We start from the raw sequence: 22,567 nt of genomic DNA, 5'->3' as shown, positions 1-22,567 counted from the left end.
AGGGGGGGCCGGGGGCAATGACGTATGGTCGCAGTCGGGTTTTTTTCCTGTGTTTGTTCGGCAATTTGGGTGAAAACAGCGGGATTGCCGTCGACTTCTTCGCGGGTAAACCCGCTCCCACAGGTCTGCGCGATCTCTGTGGGAGCGGGTTTACCCGCGAAGAGGCCCGCACAGGCGAACCGATCCTCCGCCCATCGACCAATATCAAAACTTTTTGATATTGGTCTTGCTAGGGTAACGATGCCTGTCTAGACTCCCGCCCCATGAACCTCAATGCGCCCATCACCCCACAACGCAGCGACGAGCTGGCCGCCCTGTGCAAGGCCGGCGGCGACCCCCTGCGCCTGAACGTGCTGCGCGCATTGGCCAATGATTCGTTCGGCGTGCTGGAGCTGGCGCAGATCTTCGACATCGGTCAGTCGGGCATGAGCCATCACCTGAAGGTGCTGGCCCAGGCCGAGCTGGTGGCGACCCGCCGCGAAGGCAACGCGATCTTCTACCGCCGCGCCCTGCCCGACAGCCAGCGCCTGGGCGGCCGCCTGCATTCGGCGCTGCTCGAGGAGGTCGACGACCTCGCCCTGCCTCAAGCAGTGCAGGCTCGCATCGCCCAGGTCCAGCAGCGTCGCGCCGCCACCAGCCAGGATTTTTTCCTGCGCGTGGAAGAGAAGTTCCGCGCCCAGCAGGACCTGATCGCCGGCCTGCCGCAGTACCGCGAAAGCCTGCTGGCACTGCTCGACAAGCTGAGCTTCGACGCGGGCGCCAGCGCCCTGGAGGTCGGCCCCGGCGACGGCGGTTTCCTGCCCGACCTGGCCAGGCGCTTCGAGCAGGTCACGGCCATGGACAACAGCCCGACCATGCTCGAGCTGGCCCGCCAGGTCTGCGAGCGCAACGAATTGAGTAACGTAAACCTGCAGTTGGCCGATGCACTGGGTGCAACGGATGTGGAAGCCGACTGCGTTGTGCTGAACATGGTCCTGCACCATTTCAGCGACCCGGCCCAGGCCCTGCGCCTGCTGGCCAGACGGGTGAAGGCGGGCGGCAGCCTGCTGGTCACCGAGCTGTGCAGCCATGACCAGGGGTGGGCCCGCGAAGCCTGCGGCGACCTGTGGCTTGGCTTCGAGCAGGACGACCTGGCCCGTTGGGCCAACGCGGCAGGGCTGGCCCCCGGGGACAGCCTCTACGTGGGCTTGCGTAACGGTTTCCAGATCCAGGTCCGGCACTTCCAGCGGACCACTGGCGACATACAACATCGGTAAATTTCAGGAACCCATCGAGATGAGCGAATACTCCCTTTTCACTTCCGAGTCCGTGTCCGAAGGGCATCCGGACAAGATCGCCGACCAGATCTCCGACGCGGTGCTGGACGCCATCATCGCCCAGGACAAGTACGCCCGCGTGGCCTGCGAGACCCTGGTCAAGACTGGTGTCGCCATCATCGCCGGTGAAGTCACCACCTCGGCCTGGGTCGACCTGGAAGAGCTGGTGCGTAAAGTGATCATCGACATCGGCTACAACAGCTCCGACGTCGGCTTCGACGGTGCCACCTGCGCCGTGATGAACATCATCGGCAAGCAGTCGGTGGATATCGCCCAGGGTGTCGATCGCTCGCGCCCTGAAGACCAGGGTGCCGGCGATCAGGGCCTGATGTTCGGCTACGCCAGCAACGAGACCGACGTGCTGATGCCGGCGCCGATCTGCTTCTCGCACCGCCTGGTCGAGCGCCAGGCCGAAGCGCGCAAGTCCAAGCTGCTGCCATGGCTGCGCCCGGACGCCAAGTCGCAGGTCACCTGCCGCTACGAAAACGGCAAGGTAGTCGGTATCGATGCCGTGGTGCTGTCGACCCAGCACAACCCTGAGGTTTCGCAGAAAGACCTGCAGGAAGCGGTGATGGAGCTGATCGTCAAGCACACCCTGCCGGCCGAGCTGCTGCACAAGGACACTCAGTACCACATCAACCCGACCGGCAACTTCATCATCGGTGGCCCGGTGGGCGACTGCGGCCTGACCGGCCGCAAGATCATCGTCGACAGCTACGGCGGCATGGCCCGCCACGGCGGTGGCGCGTTCTCCGGCAAGGACCCGTCCAAGGTCGACCGTTCCGCCGCCTACGCCGGCCGCTACGTGGCCAAGAACATCGTTGCCGCGGGCCTCGCCGAGCGCTGTGAGATCCAGGTGTCCTATGCCATCGGCGTAGCCCAGCCGACCTCCATCTCGATCAACACCTTCGGTACCGGCAAGGTCTCCGACGACAAGATCGTGCAGCTGGTGCGCGAGTGCTTCGATCTGCGTCCGTACGCCATCACCACCATGCTCGACCTGCTGCATCCGATGTACCAGGAAACCGCCGCCTACGGTCACTTCGGCCGTACGCCGCAGCAGAAGACCGTCGGCGACGACACCTTCACCACCTTCACCTGGGAGCGCACCGACCGCGCCGCCGCCCTGCGCGACGCCGCTGGCCTGTAAGCCTCCTACAGCAGTACCGGAAAGCCCCTGCCGAGTGATCGGCAGGGGCTTTTTTGTGACATATGGGCTGACAAATGCCCACCGTCGCCCACGCCGTCACCCGCCTAGGCTGAGAACTCCTTCCCGCCTTGCAAGGATGCCGGCCATGCCATTACTGCTGATAGTCATAGCGCTGCTGTTGCACCACCCCGTTGTCCTGGCGAGTGTGTGCCCGGCCTGGGACTCGGCGCAGGCCGAGGCCGAGGTCGCCCGGCTGCGCGCTACCCTCGCCCACTGGGACGACCAGTACCATCGCCAGGGTATCGCCCTGGTGGCCGACGAACTCTACGATCAAAGCCGCCAGCACCTGCTGGAGCTTCAAGCCTGCTTTGGTCTTTCCCACGACGACGCTCCGCTGGCGAGCGCCCGCGGCACTATCCCCCATCCGATCCCCCACACCGGTGTCGACAAGCTTGCCGACGAGCAGGCCGTAGCCCGCTGGCTGCTGGGCAAACGCGACATCTGGATGCAGCCGAAGGTCGACGGCGTCGCGGTGTCACTGATCTACCGCCAGGGCCAACTGACAGGCCTGCTCAGCCGTGGCGACGGCACACTAGGGCACGACTGGAGCCGGCACATCCCGGCGCTGAGCGGTATCGTGCGGCAACTTTCCCAACCTTTGGACAGTGTGTTCCAGGGTGAGCTGTACTGGCGCCTGGACCACCACGTGCAAGCAGAAGCAGGCAGCGCCAACGCCCGCAGCTCCGTCGCCGGGCTGCTGGCACGCAAGCGGATGACCGAGGAACAAGGCGCGGGCATCGGGCTGTTCGTCTGGGACTGGCCGCACGGCCCGGACAACCAGGCCGAACGCCTGGCGCAGCTGACAGCGCTTGGTTTTCCGAACAGTCAACGCTTGAGCGTGGCCATCGAGGATGTCGCCGAGGTTGCGCGCTGGCGTCAGCACTGGTACCGCTCGCCCCTGCCCTTCGCCAGCGACGGCGTGATCCTGCGCCCCGCAGCACAGCGCTGGCGCGCCCAGGCGCCCTACTGGATCGCTGCCTGGAAATACCCGTTCGCCCAGGCGCTGGCGCAGGTCAGGGAGGTGCAGTTCCGAATCGGCCGTACCGGGCGCATCACACCCTTGCTGCTGTTGCAGCCGCTGACCCTGGACGATCGCCGGATCAGCCAGCTCAGCCTTGGCTCGCTGGCGCGCTGGAGGCAGCTGGACGTCCGGCCCGGTGACCAGATCGCGGTCAGCCTGGCCGGCATGACCATCCCACGCCTGGAAAGCGTGGTGCATCGCGCCGCCCGGCGTCCCGAGGTTCAGGCTCCGGATCCGTCTGTTTATAACGCCTTCAGTTGCTGGCAGGTCGACGATGGCTGCCAGCAGCAGTTCCTTGCCCGCCTGGCCTGGCTGGGCGGCAAGCAGGGACTGGACCTGCCGGGCCTGGGGACCGAAACCTGGAAACGTCTTGTCGAAAGTGGCCATATCGTGCAGTTGACCGATTGGCTGAACCTCGATCAGAAACAGCTGCTCGAGGTACCCGGGATCGCCCAGGCACGGGCCAGGCAATTGCAGACTGCTTTCTCTCAGGCCCGCCAGCAGCCGTTCAAACGCTGGCTGCGAGGCCTCGGCGTACCCGCACCGTCCAGCCTGCAAATGGGCCCCGACTGGCACACACTGGCATCCAGAAACATCGAGCAATGGCTTGCCGAACCTGGCGTCGGACCTGGTCGAGCAGAGCAATTGCAGGCTTTTTTCGCCCACGAGCGGGTTCAGGAGCTGGCCCGAAACCTGCGCACCCATGCAATCGAGGGTTTCTAATTTGCGCGGATCAGGGCAGCATTTCGTTTTCTGCTGCCCAGCCTCGAATGGAGCCCTCGATGAAACTGCTTTCGTCCCTCGCCCTGTCTACCCTGCTCGGTTTCGCCGCCAGCCCGCTGCTGGCCGCCGCAGAGCAGCCGGGCCTGACCGGTTGCGCGGCCAAGCGCCAGGCCATCAGCGAACAGATCGAACAAGCCCGCGCCCATGGCAACAGCGACCAGCAGGCGGGGCTGGAAAAAGCCTTGAGCGAAGTCACCGAACACTGCACCGATGCCGGCCTGCGCAAGGAGCGCGAGCAGAAGGTGCTCGACGCTCGCCATGAAGTGAACCAGCGCACCAAGGACCTGGACAAGGCCATGAAGAAGGGCGACGCGGAGAAGATCAACAAGCGCAAGGACAAGCTGGCCGAGGCGAAGAAGGAGCTGCAGGAGGCCGTGGACGAGCTCGAACGCTAGTCGACCGGTCTTATGTGTACGAACCGTGGGAGCGGGCTTGCCCCGCGATGACGTCAGCCCAGGCAACGTCACTGGCCGATCCGGCGCCATCGTGGGGCAAGCCCGCTCCCACGAGCCCGCACCCACAACGGCCCACTCGCTCAGTGATTGCGAAACTCGCTATGACAGGCCTTGCACGCCGCCTCGACCTTGTCCATCGGCGCCTTCACCTGCGCCACGTCCAGCGGCTGGGCACGGGTCACCGCGACCAGTTCGCCAGTGACGCCCTCCAGTTGCCGGGCCAGGTCCTGGAACCGCGCCTGGCGCTGCCAGACCTCGGCCCGCGCGCTGCTGTCACCCTCATCGCGCACCTGCGGGAAGTGCTGCCACGGCGCGTGGGCCAGGCTGTCCAGCTTCGCCGCGCCATCGGCGAACTTCACGCCGTCGAAGGGCAAGCGCCCGCGCAGCATGCCCCCCATGTCTTCGCTGGTCTTGAGCATCTGCTTGAAGATCGCCTTGCGCTGGCCCAGCGGCGAGTTGGGATCAACGCCGTCACAGGCACTCAGGGCAAGGGCGGCAAGCAGTACTACGGTCAATCGCTTGAACATCACGGTCTCTTCGGCCAGGAAAACGGGCGGCCAGTATCACCGCCTCGCGGGCAAAGACCAATAGCCACACAGAAAACAGGGGCGAATCTTCACGCTTTGCCCCACACAGGACCGACAACATGAAATCTGCATTGCGCCATCTCGCCTGGGCACTGCCTGCCCTGGCGCTCCTGGCCGGCTGCAACGGCGGCGAAAGCGCCAAGCCCGAACCCCACGCCATCGCCACCTACGTGCCCGCCAACTTCAAGGACCTGCCCCAGGTCAGCGACGACGACCTGCTGGCCGGCTTCTACGCCTGGCGCAGCGGTTGCGAGAAGCTCAGGCGCGACCCGGTGTGGGCCGCCACCTGCGAAGCAGCGGGCTCGGCCACGGCCAATGCCGCCCAGGTGCGCACCTTCCTCGAACAGAATCTACAGGTCTATGGCCTGCGTTCGGCGCAGAACAGCGCCAACGGCCTGATCACCGGCTATTACGAGCCGGTCTACCCCGGCAGCCTGGCCCGCACCGACAGAGCGCAGGTCCCGGTGTATGGCGTGCCCGAGGACATGATCGTGGTCGACCTGGCCGGCGTGTACCCCGAGCTAAAGGGCAAACGCCTGCGCGGGCGCCTCGACGGGCGGGTGCTCAAGCCCTACGACACCGCCGAGGTGATCAACCGCGACGGCGCCAAGGCGCCGGTACTGGCCTGGCTGACCGACCCGATGGACCTGCAGTTCCTGCAGATACAGGGCTCGGGCCGTATCCAGCTGGAGAACGGCCGCCAGTTGCGCCTGGGCTACGCCGACCAGAACGGCCACCCGTACCGGCCGATCGGCCGCTGGCTGGTTGAGCAGGGGCAGTTGCCGAAGGAAGAGGTGACCATGGGCAGCATCCACGCCTGGGCCCAGGCCAACCCGCAGCGCGTGCCCGAGCTGCTGGCCAGCAACCCAAGCTACGTGTTCTTCAGCACCCGCCCGGACAGCAACGAGGGGCCGCGCGGCTCGCTCAACGTGCCGCTCACCGCGGGCTACAGCGTGGCGATCGACCGCAAGGTAATCCCCCTGGGCAGCCTGCTCTGGCTGTCCACCACCCGCCCGGACGGCAGCCCGGTGGTACGCCCGGTCGGCGCCCAGGACACCGGCGGCGCCATCACCGGCGAAGTGCGCGCGGACCTGTTCTGGGGCACCGGCCCCGAAGCCGGCGAGCTGGCGGGGAACATGAAGCAGCAAGGGCAGATCTGGATGCTGTGGCCCAAGGGGCAGCCTTTGCCAGAAGTACCAAAGGTTCCTTGATGGCTGCATGCGCCCTGTAGGAGCGGCCTTGTGCCGCGAAAGGGGCGCGCTACAGACATCGCAGGGCCCGCTTCGCGGGCCTTTCGCGGCACAAGGCCGCTCCTACAACAATCAGCGCAGACCGGCAGATTTTCTCAAGTCAGATGGACACCACGAAGAACGCCACGATCAGCGCCATCCCGACGAACCACACCAGCGAGCGCAACACTGCCCAGTCGGCCAGATAGCAGATGATGTAAAGCAAGCGGCTGGTGATGTACACCACCCCAAGCACATCCTGGGTCACCTGCTCGGCATTGCCGACGATGTCGGCCACCAGAACCGCCGCGGCAAACGCGGGAAACGCCTCGTAGCCATTCAATTGGGCAGCATGGGCACGCCGTGGCAGCCCTTCGAGCTTGTCCAGAAACGCACGCGGGTCGTGATTGGCACGCAGGCCAAAATACCCGCTGCTGAGTTTGGCGATCAATGCACACAGCGGTGGCAGGACCAGCGCGACGAGAATGCACCACAGGGCAACGGTCATCTACAGGACTCCTTGTTCACAGAGGATCGGTCAGAGCTTCATCACCAGCATGCCAGCCAGGACCAGCCCACAAGCTAGGAGTCTCGGCCCGCCAAAAGGTTCTTTGAGGTAGCGCATGCCCAGCAGCACCACGAGGATCACGCTCAGCTCACGCAGCGCCGCCGCCTCGGCGACCGACCCCAGGTGCATGGCCCACAGCACCAGAGCGTAGCTCAGCAGCACGCACAGCCCCACCGCCAACCCCAACCGCCACTGGGTGCGCCAGAACAGCGCGAATTGCGGCCCGCGGGCAACGCCGGCCAGCAGCGGGAACGGCCAGGCACTGAGCAGGGTCAGCCATACCAGGTAGTCCATGGGCTTGCCCCACAGGCGAACAGCTTGGCCATCGAACCAGGTGTAGCAACCGATGCACAGGCCAATCAGCGCCACCACCGGCAGCATCGACCAGGGCAGGCGATCACCGCCACCACCCTGCCACAGCAGGCAGGCCATACCGCAGGGGATCAGGAGGATGCCGATGATCTGCTGCTGGCTGAGCGACTCGCCGGCGAAAGCCAGGGTCAAGCCCAGGACCACCAACGGCGACAGGCCACGCATCAGCGGATAGACCAGGCCCAGGTCGCCCACTTTGTAGGCTTTTATCAACAGGTAGCGATACAGCTGTTCGGCAAGCGCCGAAGCCAGCAGCCAGGGCCAGATGCTGGCAGGGGGAAACTCGACGAACGCCACCGCCAGAACGGCGAAGACCAGTGCCACAAGGTCCATGCTGGCGATCACCAGCAGGCGTTCGGCGCTGAATTTGATCAGGGTGTTCCAGGTCGCGTGGAGCAGGGCTGCGACCAGTACCAGGGAGGTTGCCAACACGCGGGATTCCTTGCGCAAAGACCAGGCGACACCTCGCACTATAACGGTTTGCTGTTGCTTGTAGGCATCGTGGGAGCGCCTGCCGCCCGACTTGAGGAACGATTCCGACAAAACCGGTCATAAGGTGTGTCCCGAACCCCGCGCCAGGTCATCAAAGAACTGCCCGAGCCACTCGGGAAACGACTTGGAAGCCACTGTTACAGGATTCGGGATGCTTGAATTAGTTGCCGCGTTTATCTGCCTCACCACCCTCCTCACCTATGTGAACTACCGCTTCATCGGCCTGCCGCCGGCCATCGGCGTGATGGTCACCGCACTGCTGTTCTCCCTGATGCTGCAGGGCCTGAGCCTGATCGGCTTTCCTGGCCTGGAAGAGCGCGTCGAAGGCCTGATGAACCAGATCGACTTCAATGACCTGCTGATGCACTGGATGCTGTCGTTCCTGCTGTTCGCCGGCGCCCTGCACGTCAACCTCGCCGACCTGCGCAGCTACCGCTGGCCGATCGGACTCTTGGCCACGATCGGCGTGCTGATCGCCACCGTGGTGATCGGCTACCTGGCGCACTGGGTGTTCGCCCTGTTCGGCTGGAACGTGCCGCTGATCTACTGCCTGCTGTTCGGCGCGCTGATCTCGCCGACCGACCCGATCGCCGTGCTCGGCGCGTTGCGTACCGCCAACGCCTCCAAGCCGCTGAAGACCACCATCGTCGGCGAGTCGCTGTTCAACGACGGCACCGCGGTGGTGGTGTTCACCGTGCTGCTAGGCATCATCCAGCTGGGCGAGACGCCGAGCGTGTCCGACACCGCCCTGCTGTTCGCCCGCGAAGCCATCGGCGGGGTGGTGTTCGGCGGGGTGATCGGCTACGCGACCTACCGCATGATCAAGAGCGTCGAGCAGTACCAGGTCGAGGTCATGCTGACCCTGGCGCTGGTGATCGGCGGCTCGGCCATGTGCTACGAGCTGCACGTCTCGGCGCCGATCGCCATGGTGGTGGCCGGCCTGATCATCGGCAACCTGGGGCGCAACCTGGCGATGAACGACATGACCCGCCGCTACATGGACGGTTTCTGGGAACTGATCGACGACATGCTCAACGCCCTGCTGTTCGCCCTGATCGGCCTGGAGCTGTTGCTGCTGCCGTTCAACTGGCTGCACCTGGCGGCCGGTGGCGTGCTGGCGGTGGCGGTGCTGGCCTCGCGCCTGCTGACCGTGGCGCCGGCCATCGTGTTGCTGCGCCGCTGGCGGACCGTGCCGCAAGGCACCATCCGCGTGCTGACCTGGGGTGGCCTGCGTGGTGGCGTGTCGGTGGCCCTGGCGCTGTCGCTGCCACAGGGTGATGAGCGTGACCTGCTGCTGTCGATCACCTACATCGTGGTGCTGTCGTCGATCCTGGTGCAGGGTCTGACGGTCGGCAAGGTGGTACGCAAGGTCAGCACACAGCCTTGAAAAGGCCGGGACCGCTTTGCGGCCCTTCGCGGCACAAGGCCGCTCCTACAGGGGATTGCGTTCTTCTGTAGGAGCGGCCTTGTGCCGCGAAGGGCTGCAGAGCAGCCCCCGAGAATCACTCCACGGCGCTGTCCGGGAACTGATCCTGGATGTACTTGATCTCGGTACGCCCGTGCGGCGCCGGCTTGCCATCCTCGCCCAGGTTGACGAAGACCATCTTGTCTACGGTCAGGATCGCCCTGCGAGTGATCTTGTTGCGCACTTCGCACTTGAGGGTGATCGAGGTGCGGCCGAACTCGGTGGCGGTGATGCCCAGCTCGATGATGTCGCCCTGGCGCGAGGCGCTGACGAAGTTGATCTCGGAAATGTACTTGGTCACCACACGCTGGTTGCCCAGCTGGACGATGGCGTAGATCGCCGCCTCCTCGTCGATCCAGCGCAGCAGGCTGCCGCCGAACAGGGTGCCGTTGGGGTTGAGGTCTTCGGGTTTTACCCATTTGCGGGTGTGAAAGTTCATCTGTACTCCTGGCCTGCGGCCTCATGAACATCGAGCGGCGAACGGCGGATCAGCCGTCCGACCACGTCCTACATGGTAGCCCCATTGATTTGCGTCAACCATGTCCACGCCCTACGACCATTGGTCAGTATCCGCGCAACGCGGTTTGACACCCACCCCCACGGATCTAGCCTGACCCCTGTGATCCGCAGATCACTCCAGGTGGTCGGACAACCGGAACTTGGCATACCGTGCGGCAGTACCGGCATTCGCAGGAAGCGAGGCTCCGGGCAGTGCCAGTGGAGAGCGACTGAGGCTCACCATTGACCTACTCGAAATCAGTGAAAGGGAATCCACTATGTCCAGAATCATTGATGTCAGCATCAACGTCGACACTGAAACCATCCTCAAAAAGTACCCTACCGCGAGCAGGGATCCGAACAAGCCCACATTCATACCACCGGAACACATTTACATGGTCACCTATCAGGACAACGTCATCTCCGGCCAGGCCGGTGGTGAGTTGCATCTCCGGGGCCGTGTGGGCGATGTGGTCCGCTGGCGCGAGCAAAGCATCTCGTTCGGCTTCGAGCAATCGGTAATCCTCTACGGATTCGTCTCCGACGATCCCAAGCACAAACTCCTGGAAGACCCTCGCCCCCTCCACGCAGAGGTTCAATCAGCCGTACCCAACGAGAACAACAAGACCATCCCGACATGCCAGATCCTCGACAACTACTACTGGCGTGGCGATCTGCTCAAGCAAGGGAAAGTCACCTACCACTTCAAGTTCATGATCGTCGATCGCGACTGCAAGTGCTGTGGCTACTTCGAATGGGATCCGTTCATCACCATCACCAACTGATCCACGCCGCGCACCGCCGCCCCTCGGGCCGGCGGTGCGCGCCAGTCCCCGGATCACTCATTGCTGCTCAAGGAAGGAGCGCATCATGACCACGGAGAATCCCGCCCATCACGCGCTGATCATTGTCGATACTCAGGGGCTGCTCACGGCCGTCGAGCGACTCCCCAGCGATCCAGCTTCTCCCGCCGAACTCGACCCCCGCCATTTCTGCATCCTGCACTCACGCCCGGCAACGGGTGAAACGCTGCTTCTCGACACACCGGAGTTAGTCGTCGCGGCTGGGGACACCCTGCTCCTGCACACGGTCCCGGTGGCGCTGCTCGGCGAGGAGATGCTGTTCAGCCACAGCCCCGTCAGCGAGCCGCTGCTGGACATCGAGTTGGCCGAGCAACGCAACCTGCGCCTGGCCCTTCCCGATGCAGCGGCGCCGCTGCAGCCGACAAGCCGCCAAGTCGACACCTATCACTGGCGTATCCACTGCGACCAGCCGGGTGAATTCAAGTTGGCCTGGCAGGTGATGGTGCTGGCCCAGGGCTGCGAGCCGCTCGCCCACTTCACACTGCGCCTTGCCTTGCGGACCAACGGCCACTCCCAGTGAACCCGTCTTTGGCGTTTAGCCCTTGGGATGCATCGAAAGCCCCGCTATAATCGCCCGGCACTTTCGACGGTGGCTCCAGCGGCCACCGTTCCCGCCACCCATCCGAGGGGCGCTGCAGCAGGCTCGGCCTGTCAGGCTCGGTTGGGGCGTTGTCCGCGCAAGCGGACGCTCAACGCACAACGGCGCCCATTCGCACACTACGAATGGAGGCTCTCAATGAGCGCTGTAAACACGCCTGCTGGTTTTTCCGACTTCAAGGTCGCCGACATCTCCCTGGCCGACTGGGGCCGCAAGGAAGTCATCATCGCCGAATCGGAAATGCCGGCACTGATGGGCCTGCGCCGCAAGTACCAAGCCGAGCAACCGCTCAAGGGCGCGAAGATCATCGGCTGCATCCACATGACCATCCAGACCGCCGTGCTGATCGAGACCCTGGTCGCCCTGGGCGCCGAAGTGCGCTGGTCGTCGTGCAACATCTTCTCCACCCAGGACCAGGCCGCCGCGGCCATCGCCGCCGCCGGCATCCCGGTGTTCGCCTGGAAAGGTGAAACCGAGCAAGAGTACGAGTGGTGCATCGAGCAGACCATCCTGAAAGACGGTCAGCCATGGGACGCCAACATGGTCCTGGACGACGGCGGTGACCTGACCGAAATCCTGCACAAGAAATACCCGGCCATGCTGGACAAGATCCACGGCGTGACCGAAGAGACCACCACCGGCGTGCACCGCCTGCTCGACATGCTGGCCAAAGGCGAGCTGAAAGTCCCGGCGATCAACGTCAACGACTCGGTCACCAAGAGCAAGAACGACAACAAGTACGGCTGCCGTCACAGCCTGAACGACGCCATCAAGCGCGGTACCGACCACCTGCTGTCGGGCAAGCAGGCCCTGGTGATCGGCTACGGCGACGTGGGCAAGGGCTCGGCCCAGTCCCTGCGTCAGGAAGGCATGATCGTCAAGGTCACCGAAGTCGACCCGATCTGCGCCATGCAAGCGTGCATGGACGGCTTCGAAGTCGTCTCGCCGTTCAAGGACGGTATCAACACCGGTACCGAAGCCGGCATCAACAAGGACCTGCTGGGCCGCATCGACCTGATCGTCACCACCACCGGTAACGTCAACGTCTGCGACGCCAACATGCTCAAGGCCCTGAAGAAGCGCGCCGTGGTCTGCAACATCGGCCACTTCGACAACGAGATCGACACCGCCTTCATGCGCAAGAACTGGGCATGGGAAGAGGTCAAGCCGCAGGTGCACAAGATCCACCGCACCGGCGCCGGCGTGTTCGATCCGCAGAACGACGACTACCTGATCCTGCTGGCCGAAGGCCGCCTGGTGAACCTGGGCAACGCCACCGGCCACCCAAGCCGCATCATGGACGGCTCGTTCGCCAATCAGGTCCTGGCGCAGATCTTCCTGTTCGAGCAGAAGTTCGCCGAACTGCCAGCCGCCAAGAAGGCCGAGCGCCTGACCGTTGAAGTGCTGCCGAAGAAGCTGGACGAAGAAGTGGCCCTGGAGATGGTCCGCGGCTTCGGCGGCGTGGTCACCCAGCTGACCCCGCAGCAGGCCGAGTACATCGGTGTGACCGTCGAAGGTCCGTTCAAGCCGGACGCCTACCGCTACTAAGCAGCGGCGCCAGCGCCGGGTAATCGCCCTGGCGCTGGCTGGCAACGCGTCGAACCGATGTCCGAGCCAGGCCGGCCCCAACCGTCCTGGCTTTTATTTGCAGGTAGCCGCCCTGGGCGCGCCGCCGAAGGAACGAGAGATGTCACAAGAACGCCGCTACAGTTTCGAGTTCTTCCCCACCAAGACCGATGCCGGCCACGAGAAGCTGATGGGCGTCGCCCGCCAGCTGGCCAGCTACAACCCGGACTTCTTCTCCTGCACCTACGGTGCCGGGGGCTCGACCCGCGACCGCACGCTGAACACCGTGCTGCAGCTGGAAAGCGAAGTGAAGGTCCCGGCCGCTCCGCACCTGTCCTGCGTGGGTGACAGCAAGGACGACCTGCGCGCCCTGCTCGCCGAGTACCAGGCCGCCGGCATCAAGCGCATCGTCGCCCTGCGTGGCGACCTGCCATCCGGCATGGGTGCGGCCAGCGGCGAGCTGCGCTACGCCAGCGACCTGGTCGAGTTCATCCGCCAGGAAACCGGCAACCACTTCCACCTGGAAGTGGCCGCCTATCCTGAGATGCACCCACAGGCGCGTAACTTCGAGGCGGATCTGGCCAACTTCGTGCACAAGGTCAAGGCCGGTGCCGACAGCGCCATCACCCAGTACTTCTTCAACGCCGACAGCTATTTCTACTTCGTCGAGCGCACGCAGCAGCTGGGCGTGGACATCCCGGTGGTGCCCGGCATCATGCCGATCACCAACTACAGCAAGCTGGCACGTTTCTCCGATGCCTGCGGCGCCGAGATCCCGCGCTGGATCCGCAAGCAGCTGGAAGCCTATGCCGACGACACCGCCAGCATCCAGGCCTTCGGCGAGGAAGTGATCACCCGCATGTGCGAACAACTGCTGCAAGGCGGCGCACCGGGCCTGCACTTCTACACGCTCAACCAGGCCGAACCGAGCCTGGCGATCTGGAACAACCTGAAGCTGCCACGCTGATGGTCGTGGACAAGGCTTTGGCGCAGGTCAAAGCCTTGTTCATTCGCGCTTGTACCGCAGGCCCCCGCGACCAGTGCTCACTGGCCTTGCACGAGCTCGCAGCGTACTCTCCCGCCATGCGCACGCTCATTCTCCCTCTCCTGCTGTTGCTGCTCGCCGGCCTGAGCCCGCTGGCCCATGCCGAACGCCTGCGCATCGTCAGCGACGACTGGGCGCCGTACCTCTACCAGGAAAACGGCCAGCCCAAAGGCATCGACTACGAGGTCACCAACGAGGTGTTCAAGCGCCTGGGCATCGAGGTGCAATGGCAGTTCCTGCCCTGGCGGCGCTGCCTGGCCATGGTCGAGCAGGGCCTGGCGGACGCGGTGATGGATATTTTCCGGGTCGACTCGCGCCAGGGTTACCTGGTCTACCCGGACGAGCCCATGTCAGAGGTCGAGTTCGTCCTCTACCAGGCCCGCTCGCGCCCCCATCCGGTCGAGCGCCTCGAAGACCTGGCCGGGCTGACCGTGGGTACCTCGCCAGGCTACGTCTACGACGGCGTTTTCGCCGAATCGCCGCTGTTCCGTCGGGAGCCGGCGCCCAGCCACGAGGCCAACTTCGGCAAGCTGGCGCTCGGGCGCATCGACCTGCTGGTGACCGACCGCCGGGTGGGTGGCTATGTCAGCCGCCAGCTGGGCCTGGAGCAGACCGTCGAGGCGCTGCCCCTGGTGATCAGCCGCCGTCCGCAGTACCTGGGGCTGGCCCGCAAGCCCGGGCGCGAGCAGCTGGCACAGGCGTTCAGTGATGAACTGCGACGCTTCAAGCAGGAGCCGGCCTACGCGGCAATCAACGCCCGCTACCTGGGCAATCGCGATTTTCCTTTCGCCGTTGAGCAGCAGGAACGCAGCACACCCTGATTGCTCTGTTATACTCGGGCCTTCCCGCCAGGCTCACGCCCGGACGCTCGGCCTCGCAACAGGCATCTCGACCCGCAGCAGCGCACCTAGCGCGCCGCCCGCAGGCTCCAGGATGCGCCGTGCACGCCCAGCTGGACCGGACGCGATCGCATCCTTCCGATGCCCGTCGCGCCAGGCAGAACACCCCATCGGGCCCAGCCCCCACGAGAACAGGATTGCCCATGTCCTTTGCTTCCCTCGGTCTCTCCGAGGCTCTTGTCCGCGCTATCGAGGCAGCGGGCTATACCCAGCCCACTCCGGTGCAACAGCGGGCCATTCCCGCCGTGTTGCAAGGTCGCGATCTTATGGTCGCCGCCCAGACAGGTACTGGTAAAACCGGCGGCTTCGCGCTCCCCATCCTCGAGCGCCTGTTCCCGGGTGGCCACCCCGACAAATCGCAACGCCACGGCCCGCGCCAGCCGCGCGTCCTGGTGCTGACCCCGACCCGCGAGCTGGCCGCCCAGGTGCATGACAGCTTCAAGGTCTATGCCCGCGACCTGAACTTCATCAGCGCCTGCATCTTCGGCGGTGTCGGCATGAACCCGCAGGTCCAGGCCATGGCCAAGGGCGTCGACGTCCTGGTCGCCTGCCCGGGTCGTTTGCTCGACCTGGCCGGCCAGGGCAGCGTCGACCTCTCGCGGGTCGAGATCCTGGTGCTGGACGAAGCCGACCGCATGCTCGACATGGGCTTCATCCACGACGTCAAGAAAGTGCTGGCACGCCTGCCGGCCAAGCGCCAGAACCTGCTGTTCTCGGCGACCTTCTCCAAGGACATCACCGACCTCGCCGACAAGCTGCTGCACAACCCCGAGCGCATCGAGGTCACGCCGCCGAACACCACCGTCGAGCGCATCGAGCAGCGCGTCTACCGCCTGCCGGCCAGCCACAAGCGTGCCCTGCTGGCGCACCTGATCACCCTGGGTGCCTGGGAGCAGGTACTGGTGTTCACCCGCACCAAGCACGGCGCCAACCGCCTGGCCGAGTACCTCGAAAAGCACGGCCTGACCGCTGCGGCGATCCACGGCAACAAGAGCCAGAACGCTCGCACCAAGGCCCTGGCCGACTTCAAGGCCAACACCGTGCGCGTGCTGGTCGCCACCGACATCGCCGCCCGCGGCCTGGACATCGACCAGTTGCCCCACGTGGTCAACTTCGAGCTGCCCAACGTCGAGGAAGACTACGTTCACCGCATCGGCCGCACCGGCCGCGCCGGTCGCTCGGGCGAGGCCATCTCGATGGTCGCCCCGGACGAAGAGAAGCTGCTCAAGAGCATCGAGCGCGTCACCAAGCAGAAGATCCCGGATGGCGACCTGATGGGCTTCGACGCCTCCCAGGTCGAGGCCGAGAAGCCAGAAGTCCGCGAGCGCCAGCAGAACACTGGCCGCGGTGGCCGCAACCAGCAACCTCGCGGCGAAGGCGGCAAGGAAGGCAGTGGCGGGCGCAAGGACAAGGGCAAGGACAAAGGCCGCAACAAGCCTGCGGGCGAGAAGCAGGCCGACAAGGAAAAAGCCGGCGAGAAACAGCAGCAAGGCCAGCAGCAGCGCAAGCCGCGTGACAAGAAACCACGCCAGCAGCAGGATGCCCAAGGCCAGAACACCGCCCCGTCGAAACCCGCTAATCGTGACCCGGAAGAGTTCCTGGACGACGATGTGGATAACTTCGGCAACCGCGCCGACTACGTCAGCCCTTACCAGAATGCCAAGAACCAGGGCCGCAACCGTCGCCCGGGTGGCAATGGCGGACAAGGTCAAGGGCAAGGCCAACGCAGCGGCAGTGGTCAGGCGCAAGGTCAAGGCCGTGGCAATGGCCAACAGCGCCAAGGCCAGGGCTCGGGTGAAAAACGCCCGCGCAACGGTGGTGGCAGCAATGGCGGCGCTCGTCGTGACAACAACGGTGGCCGTAACCGCCGTGACGAATCGGCTCGCCAGGAACCAGCCGTGCGCAACCCGCGCGAGTCGCAGAGTGCGCCGGTGATCATTCGCAAGGAATCCAAGCTCGACCGTTACCCGACGCCCGAGCAACTGGACGACCTGCCGAGCCGCCCACGCGGTGAGCGTCCGGCGCTGCTGACCCGCAAGGGCTGATTGAAACACCGAGGGGCTGCTATGCAGCCCTTTCGCGGCACAAGGCCGCTCCTACAGGTTCAGTGCAGCCCTTTGGCATAGCGCAGTACCTGTAGGAGCGGCCTTGTGCCGCGAAAGGGCCGCGTAGCGGCCCCTCGGTCATTCAGCTAACGCTAATTACTTCTGCTTCACACCTTCGACGCTGATATCCAGGTCCAGGGTCTGGGAGGTCGGGCCTGGGCCTTTGATCCCGAAGTCGTTCAGGTTCAGCGTGGTCTTGGCGTTGAAGCCGGCACGCTCGCCACCCCACGGGTCCTTGCCTTCACCGTTGAACACGGCCTTGAAGGTGACCGGCTTGGTCACGCCGTGCAGGGTCAGGTCGCCAGTGACGTCGGCGGTCTTCTCACCGGTCGACTTGACGCTGGTGGAGACGAACTTGGCATCCGGGTACTTCTTCACATCGAGGAAGTCTTTGCTGGCGATGTGCTTGTCACGCTCGGCGTGGTTCGACCACAGGCTGGCGGTCTTCAGGTCGACGCTGATCTTGCTGGCCTCGGGCTTGGCGCTGTCCCAGGTGAAGTTGCCGTCGAAGTCCTTGAAGGTGCCGTGGATGAAGCTGTAGCCCAGGTGGCTGATCTTCCAGTCAACGAACGCGTGCTGGCCTTCCTTGTCGATCTTGTATTCGGCGGCCATGGCCTGGCCGGCGGAGATCAGGGCGGTACCGAGCGCCAGAGCGGCAAAAGTCTTTTTCAACATCCTTACTTCCTTCCTTTGCAATTGAGGTTGAGAGTCAAGCTTTGCGGCCCAGCATGCGGGTCAGGGTCGCGTCACGGTCGATGAAATGGTGCTTGAGTGCCGCCAGGGCATGCAGCACCGCGAAAATCACCAGGCCCCAGGCCAGCCACAGGTGGATCACCCCCGCGGTATCGGCCTGGTCAGGCAGGTCACTGATCAGCGCCGGCACTTCGAACAGGCCGAACACCGGAATGCCGACACCGTCGGCGGTGGAAATCAGGTAGCCGGCGACCATCACCGCGAACAGGCCCAGGTACAGCGCCAGGTGGCCCAGCTTGGCGGCCAGGCGGGTGACCTTGCCATGGTTGGCCGGCGCCGGCGGTGGCGGGCTGATGAAACGCCAGAGTACGCGCAGCAGCATGGCGGCCAGCAGCACCAGGCCGATGCTCTTGTGCAGATCGGGCCCGGTCTTGCGCCAAGGGCTGTAGTAGTCGAGACCGACCATCCACAGGCCCAGGCCGAACAGGCCGAAGACCGCCAGCGCCACGCCCCAGTGCAGGACGATGCTGACCAGGCCATAGCGGGAAGATGAGTTGCGCAGTTGCATGTTGGCGTGTTTCCCCGTGAAAGCTGTGCACAAGACTAGCGCGTAACGCATCGAATAAAAGCGTAAAAAATTGCTTCGGATTATCTAAAAACCCGATATTTAGTGTGCAAGCTTCCTATTAAGGAAACATTAACGATAGTCGTTTGGTAGGAGCTTGCCACCGTCGGCAAATTTGTGGGAGCGGGCTTGCTCGCTCCCACAGGAGACAGGGCAATTGCCTGTCGAAAGATCAGCCGGCCTTGGCCTGGCTGTTGACCACTGGCTTCTTGGCCGGTTCCGACTTGGCGGTGGCCTTCTTCACCGGCGCCGGCTTGGCGGCGGGCTTGTGCGCCTGCTTGGCCGCAGGCTTGGCTGGGGCTGGCTTGGTGGCGGCCGGCTTCACCGGTTCCTCCTTGGCCACAGGCGCCGGAGCGACAGGCGCGGGGGCCGCGGCAGGCACCGGCGCAATCTCCTCGGCCTTGGCGATCGGCGCGGCCTTGACCTCTGGCTTGTCAGCACCACCGAACAGACGCGAGAAGAAGCCTGGCTTGTCCTGCCTGGCCTCCTCGACCTTCACAGGCTCCGCCTTGGCCGGGGCCTTGTCGGAGCCACCACCGAACAGGTTGGAGAAGAACCCGCCCTTGTCCTTCGCCACGACCGCGCCCGCAGCGGCTGCGGCGGCAACCGGTGCGGCCTTGGCCGGGTCGAAGGATTTGCCCGCAGCCAGGTCCTGAACCTGGCTCGCGGCGCGCTGGCCGCTGCGCAGGGCGCCTTCGAGGGTACCGGGGTAGAGCGCGTCGGTATGCTCGCCGGCAAAGGCAATGCGCTGAACCGGACGCTCCCACAGGCGCCAGTACTTGCTGATCTGCCCAGGGCCGTAGGCCAGGTAGGCGCCCCCCATACCGGCATCAGTGCTGTAACGGCGCACTTCGTAACCGGTAAAGGCGCCACGGGCCTGCGGGTAGAAGGCGTGCAAGCGGATCAGCACCTGGTCGACCATCTGCTTGTCACCGAAGGCCTGCAACAGGCGAGCATTGTCGCCGGACAGGTTGATCACCACGTTGGCGCCGCCCTTGAGCGCCGGTTCGATCCACAGCATGCCCAGGCCGGTGTTAGAGAAGATCTCGCCGGACATGCGCGCACGGCTTTCCCATACCGGGTTCTTGAACTTGAGCATCAGCTGATCGCGCCAGCCGTAGTTGGTGCCCTTCAAGGCGCCCAGGTGCTGGTTGTCCAGGCCCGGGGTCATCTGGATCTTGGCCAGGGCCCGCAGCGGCACGGCCATGACCAGGTAATCGGCCTTGTAACCCACGGCACCGACCTTGACCGTCACCCCGTCCTTGTCCTGGACGATGGCGGTGACCGGCGAGCTGGTCTTGATGGTCTTGAGCTGCTTGACGAACGCCTGGGCCAGCACCGGGCTGCCGCCCGGCAAGCGCGCGGCGCGCAGGTCGCGGTCGCTGACGTTGCGGTAGACACGGCTCTGTTGGGCGAAATACAACAGCGACAGGCGCGATGGCTCGTCGTAACGGGTGCGGATCTGCTGGTTGACCAGCTGACGGGCGGTCGCCGGCAGTTGCAGCTTGTCCAGCCAGGTGGACACGTTCATCTGGTCAAGGGCGAACAGGGTGCTGTTGGCCGCCGGGTTCAACGGGTCCTCGATGGAGCGGGCCAGGTCGTCGAGGGTCTTCTCATAACGCTTGAGGGCCTCGGCGGTGGCCGGTTGCCTGGTTGCGAGGTCGGCGGCGCTGAAATACTCCCCGTCGATCAGGTAGCCGGGGTTACGCACGAACTCCGGTGCCGGCAAGGTGCCGACCTTGAACTGCTCCAGATACTGGTTGAGCACCGGCTGGGTCTTGCTGTTGCCAATCCACTCGCTGGTGGCCAGCCCCGAACGCCCGCCCATCCCTGACTTGGCCTCGAGCAAGGTGACCTGCCAGCCCTTGCCCTGCAGCTCGTAGGCCGCGGTCAGGCCCGCCAGGCCACCACCGACGACGATCGCCGTCTTGTCCTTGGCCAGCGCGGCACCGCTGGACACCCCGATCAATACCAACGCGCACAGGCGCACCCAAGCAGCAGCCATGATGGCGAACTCCGGTTAGAGAAGCGATAGAAGAGACGGGGAAGAATGCCCCGGGAGAGATGCGTTAAGAATACGTCACCTCTGCCCACCCTGCCACCGCAGTGACATCAAGTGCTTTTGGCAACTGGTAATTTTGTCAGTAGCCGTTTGTCGCAAGGGCAGGCAGGCTTGGCTCGCACTCCAGAATCAGGCCGGAGAAACAGCGGTGATCTACACGGAAGATTTTGCCAGGTGGCAGCCCTTGGCACCGATGCCGGAAATCACCTGGCGCACCCCCACGGGCCTGAGCATCATCTCCAATGGCACCGCCTACAGTTCGCGCTACCAGACCGACGAAGGGCGTAGCGGTACAGAACTGGTCGTCCGAGGCCAGTGCGATATCGAGATCATCTTCGGCCAGACGGTCGATTGCCTGCTGCTCGAAGTGGAGATCAATACGCTAGGCAGCGCCGTTTCGACCGCCTACTGGCTGACCTTGCGCGACCATGACTACACCGAGTTCATGCCCGGTCCCGCCACGCTCGGCTCCTTCTGGCACGACGTGCCCGGCCCCCTGGATCGCCTGGTCCTCTCCACCCTGCCGCTGTGCACCGTGCACATACGCCAGCTGGAATGGCGCCCGGCCTGGCGTCACTGAGCGGTTGTCCTGCCTTCCGGCATTGCTTAGGCTTACGCGGTCAAACCGAGCCGTAACGCCAGGAGAAGTGCCCATGGGCCTCAACGAACAGTGGATGCAACGCGACCTCAAGGTCCTGTGGCACCCCTGCACCCAGATGAAAGACCACGAGCAGCTGCCGCTGATCCCGATCCGCCGCGGCGAGGGCGTGTGGCTCGAGGACTTCGAGGGCAAGCGCTACCTGGACGCGGTCAGCTCCTGGTGGGTCAACGTGTTCGGCCATGCCAACCCGCGCATCAACCAGCGCATCAAGGACCAGGTCGACCAGCTCGAGCACGTGATCCTCGCCGGTTTCAGCCACCAGCCGGCGATCGAGCTGTCCGAACGCCTGGTGGCGATGACACCGGCCGGCCTGGAGCGGGTGTTCTACGCCGACAATGGCTCCTCCTGCATCGAAGTGGCGCTGAAGATGAGCTACCACTATTGGCAGAACATCGGCAAACCGCAGAAAAAACGCTTCGTCACCCTGACCAACAGCTACCACGGCGAGACCATCGCGGCGATGTCGGTGGGTGACGTGCCGCTGTTCACCGAGACCTACAAGGCGCTGCTGCTGGACACCATCAAGGTGCCGAGCCCGGACTGCTACCTGCGCCCCGAAGGCATGGGCTGGGAGGCGCATTCGCGAAACATGTTCGCGGCCATGGAACAGACCTTGGCCGAACATCACGCCAGCATCGCCGCAGTCATCGTCGAGCCGCTGATCCAGGGTGCCGGCGGCATGCGCATGTACCACCCGGTGTACCTCAAACTGCTGCGCGAGGCCTGCGACCGCTACGAGGTGCACCTGATCCACGACGAAATCGCCGTGGGCTTCGGCCGCACCGGCACGATGTTCGCCTGCGAACAGGCCGGCATCCGCCCCGACTTCCTGTGCCTGTCCAAGGCCCTGACCGGCGGCTACCTGCCCCTGGCCGCCTGCCTGACCACAGACAAGGTGTACCAGGCCTTCTACGACGACTACTCGACCCTGCGCGCCTTCCTCCACTCGCACAGCTACACGGGCAACCCGCTGGCCTGCGCCGCAGCCCTGGCGACCCTGGACATCTTCGCGCAGGACAACGTCATCGAGGCCAACAAGGCCCTGTCGGCGCGCATGGCCAGCGCCACCGCGCACCTGGCCGATCACGCCCATGTCGCCGAGATCCGCCAGACCGGCATGGCCCTGGCCATCGAGATGGTCCAGGACAAGGCCGGCAAAGTCGCCTACCCCTGGCAGGAGCGCCGTGGCCTGAAGGTCTTCGAGCATGCCCTGAGCCGGGGCGCGCTGCTGCGTCCGCTGGGCAGCGTGGTGTACTTCCTGCCGCCCTACGTGATCACCCCGGAGCAGATCGACTTCCTGGCCGAGGTGGCCAGCGAAGGGATCGACATTGCCACCCGCGATAGCGTCAGCGTGGCGGTGCCGGCCGACTTCCACCCCGATTTCCGCGATCCGGGCTAGGCCCAATGCCTTCTCACAGCCCCCTGTAGGAGCGGCCTTGTGCCGCGAAAGGGCT

At 64.7% G+C, this 22,567-nt stretch carries 21 protein-coding genes and 1 riboswitch; of the genes, 14 read left to right on the top strand and 7 right to left on the bottom strand.

All coding sequences use genetic code 11. The features are described 5' to 3' along the window. Nucleotides 1-263 precede the first annotated feature (263 nt). From AC0MAZ_RS05930 to AC0MAZ_RS05915, 4 genes are all read left to right on the top strand, one after another. Complete coding sequence (locus tag AC0MAZ_RS05930; protein ID WP_203648263.1) at nt 264-1,256, top strand: ArsR/SmtB family transcription factor; 993 nt, start codon at nt 264-266, stop codon at nt 1,254-1,256. A gap of 19 nt (nt 1,257-1,275) precedes the next feature. Further along, on the top strand, nt 1,276-2,466 hold the full coding sequence (gene metK, locus AC0MAZ_RS05925; RefSeq protein WP_186715851.1) for a methionine adenosyltransferase: 1,191 nt from the start codon (nt 1,276-1,278) through the stop codon (nt 2,464-2,466). A 145-nt stretch (nt 2,467-2,611) separates the two neighbouring features. Further along, complete coding sequence (gene ligB, locus AC0MAZ_RS05920; RefSeq protein WP_475860602.1) at nt 2,612-4,270, top strand: NAD-dependent DNA ligase LigB; 1,659 nt, start codon at nt 2,612-2,614, stop codon at nt 4,268-4,270. A 59-nt stretch (nt 4,271-4,329) separates the two neighbouring features. After that, nucleotides 4,330-4,725: a DUF1090 domain-containing protein gene (locus AC0MAZ_RS05915; RefSeq protein ID WP_203648267.1), complete on the top strand. Its 396-nt coding sequence runs from the start codon at nt 4,330-4,332 to the stop codon at nt 4,723-4,725. A gap of 140 nt (nt 4,726-4,865) precedes the next feature. Here the strand turns inward: AC0MAZ_RS05915 and AC0MAZ_RS05910 are convergent, their stop codons facing one another. Continuing rightward, nucleotides 4,866-5,312, bottom strand: coding sequence for a c-type cytochrome (locus AC0MAZ_RS05910; protein WP_232856285.1), 447 nt, complete (start codon nt 5,310-5,312; stop codon nt 4,866-4,868). Between the two features lie 119 nt (nt 5,313-5,431). Here AC0MAZ_RS05910 and mltA point away from each other — a divergent pair, with 119 nt between their 5' ends. Beyond that, a complete protein-coding gene (gene mltA, locus AC0MAZ_RS05905) occupies nt 5,432-6,583 on the top strand; it encodes a murein transglycosylase A (RefSeq protein WP_254464077.1) in 1,152 nt (383 codons plus the stop codon). A gap of 139 nt (nt 6,584-6,722) precedes the next feature. On the opposite strand, the gene AC0MAZ_RS05900 is transcribed toward mltA, so the two are convergent. Further along, complete coding sequence (locus tag AC0MAZ_RS05900) at nt 6,723-7,109, bottom strand: MAPEG family protein (protein WP_110734763.1); 387 nt, start codon at nt 7,107-7,109, stop codon at nt 6,723-6,725. A gap of 30 nt (nt 7,110-7,139) precedes the next feature. Then, nucleotides 7,140-7,973, bottom strand: a complete 834-nt coding sequence (locus AC0MAZ_RS05895; protein WP_232856283.1) for a DMT family transporter — start codon at nt 7,971-7,973, stop codon at nt 7,140-7,142. A gap of 211 nt (nt 7,974-8,184) precedes the next feature. Here AC0MAZ_RS05895 and AC0MAZ_RS05890 point away from each other — a divergent pair, with 211 nt between their 5' ends. Beyond that, complete coding sequence (locus AC0MAZ_RS05890; protein WP_232856282.1) at nt 8,185-9,420, top strand: cation:proton antiporter; 1,236 nt, start codon at nt 8,185-8,187, stop codon at nt 9,418-9,420. A gap of 115 nt (nt 9,421-9,535) precedes the next feature. Here the strand turns inward: AC0MAZ_RS05890 and AC0MAZ_RS05885 are convergent, their stop codons facing one another. After that, nucleotides 9,536-9,937, bottom strand: a complete 402-nt coding sequence (locus AC0MAZ_RS05885; protein WP_475860597.1) for an acyl-CoA thioesterase — start codon at nt 9,935-9,937, stop codon at nt 9,536-9,538. A 337-nt stretch (nt 9,938-10,274) separates the two neighbouring features. On the opposite strand from AC0MAZ_RS05885, the gene AC0MAZ_RS05880 reads away from it, so the two are divergent. The 6 genes from AC0MAZ_RS05880 to AC0MAZ_RS05855 all read left to right on the top strand — a co-directional run bounded on the left by AC0MAZ_RS05880 (nt 10,275) and on the right by AC0MAZ_RS05855 (nt 17,012). After that, on the top strand, nt 10,275-10,781 hold the full coding sequence (locus AC0MAZ_RS05880) for an inclusion body family protein (protein ID WP_232856281.1): 507 nt from the start codon (nt 10,275-10,277) through the stop codon (nt 10,779-10,781). 85 nt (nt 10,782-10,866) lie between these two features. Next, nucleotides 10,867-11,379 carry a hypothetical protein gene (locus tag AC0MAZ_RS05875; protein WP_254464076.1) on the top strand — a complete coding sequence of 171 codons (513 nt, stop codon included), beginning with the start codon at nt 10,867-10,869 and terminating at the stop codon, nt 11,377-11,379. A 98-nt stretch (nt 11,380-11,477) separates the two neighbouring features. After that, nucleotides 11,478-11,574, top strand: a riboswitch (S-adenosyl-L-homocysteine riboswitch). A 21-nt stretch (nt 11,575-11,595) separates the two neighbouring features. Then, complete coding sequence (ahcY, locus tag AC0MAZ_RS05870; RefSeq protein ID WP_028688336.1) at nt 11,596-13,005, top strand: adenosylhomocysteinase; 1,410 nt, start codon at nt 11,596-11,598, stop codon at nt 13,003-13,005. A gap of 139 nt (nt 13,006-13,144) precedes the next feature. Then, on the top strand, nt 13,145-13,990 hold the full coding sequence (gene metF / locus AC0MAZ_RS05865) for a methylenetetrahydrofolate reductase [NAD(P)H] (RefSeq protein WP_475860594.1): 846 nt from the start codon (nt 13,145-13,147) through the stop codon (nt 13,988-13,990). Between the two features lie 116 nt (nt 13,991-14,106). Further along, nucleotides 14,107-14,889, top strand: a complete 783-nt coding sequence (locus tag AC0MAZ_RS05860; protein WP_232856279.1) for a substrate-binding periplasmic protein — start codon at nt 14,107-14,109, stop codon at nt 14,887-14,889. A 221-nt stretch (nt 14,890-15,110) separates the two neighbouring features. After that, complete coding sequence (locus AC0MAZ_RS05855; protein ID WP_475860590.1) at nt 15,111-17,012, top strand: DEAD/DEAH box helicase; 1,902 nt, start codon at nt 15,111-15,113, stop codon at nt 17,010-17,012. Between the two features lie 156 nt (nt 17,013-17,168). On the opposite strand, the gene AC0MAZ_RS05850 is transcribed toward AC0MAZ_RS05855, so the two are convergent. The 3 genes from AC0MAZ_RS05850 to AC0MAZ_RS05840 all read right to left on the bottom strand — a co-directional run bounded on the left by AC0MAZ_RS05850 (nt 17,169) and on the right by AC0MAZ_RS05840 (nt 20,395). Further along, nucleotides 17,169-17,747, bottom strand: a complete 579-nt coding sequence (locus AC0MAZ_RS05850) for a YceI family protein (protein ID WP_203648287.1) — start codon at nt 17,745-17,747, stop codon at nt 17,169-17,171. 34 nt (nt 17,748-17,781) lie between these two features. Further along, the gene (locus AC0MAZ_RS05845; RefSeq protein WP_069016035.1) at nt 17,782-18,333 is read right to left on the bottom strand and encodes a cytochrome b; all 552 of its coding nucleotides are present in this window, start codon (nt 18,331-18,333) and stop codon (nt 17,782-17,784) included. Nucleotides 18,334-18,562: 229 nt separating this feature from the next. Beyond that, on the bottom strand, nt 18,563-20,395 hold the full coding sequence (locus AC0MAZ_RS05840) for a flavin monoamine oxidase family protein (protein WP_232856278.1): 1,833 nt from the start codon (nt 20,393-20,395) through the stop codon (nt 18,563-18,565). Nucleotides 20,396-20,636: 241 nt separating this feature from the next. On the opposite strand from AC0MAZ_RS05840, the gene AC0MAZ_RS05835 reads away from it, so the two are divergent. Both AC0MAZ_RS05835 and AC0MAZ_RS05830 read left to right on the top strand, forming a co-directional pair. Next, a complete protein-coding gene (locus AC0MAZ_RS05835; RefSeq protein ID WP_203648292.1) occupies nt 20,637-21,032 on the top strand; it encodes a hypothetical protein in 396 nt (131 codons plus the stop codon). A 73-nt stretch (nt 21,033-21,105) separates the two neighbouring features. Further along, on the top strand, nt 21,106-22,512 hold the full coding sequence (locus AC0MAZ_RS05830; RefSeq protein ID WP_203648294.1) for an adenosylmethionine--8-amino-7-oxononanoate transaminase: 1,407 nt from the start codon (nt 21,106-21,108) through the stop codon (nt 22,510-22,512). Nucleotides 22,513-22,567 lie beyond the last annotated feature (55 nt).

The organism is Pseudomonas sp. A (assembly GCF_056270345.1).
This window is presented reverse-complemented; position numbering and strand designations above follow the sequence as displayed.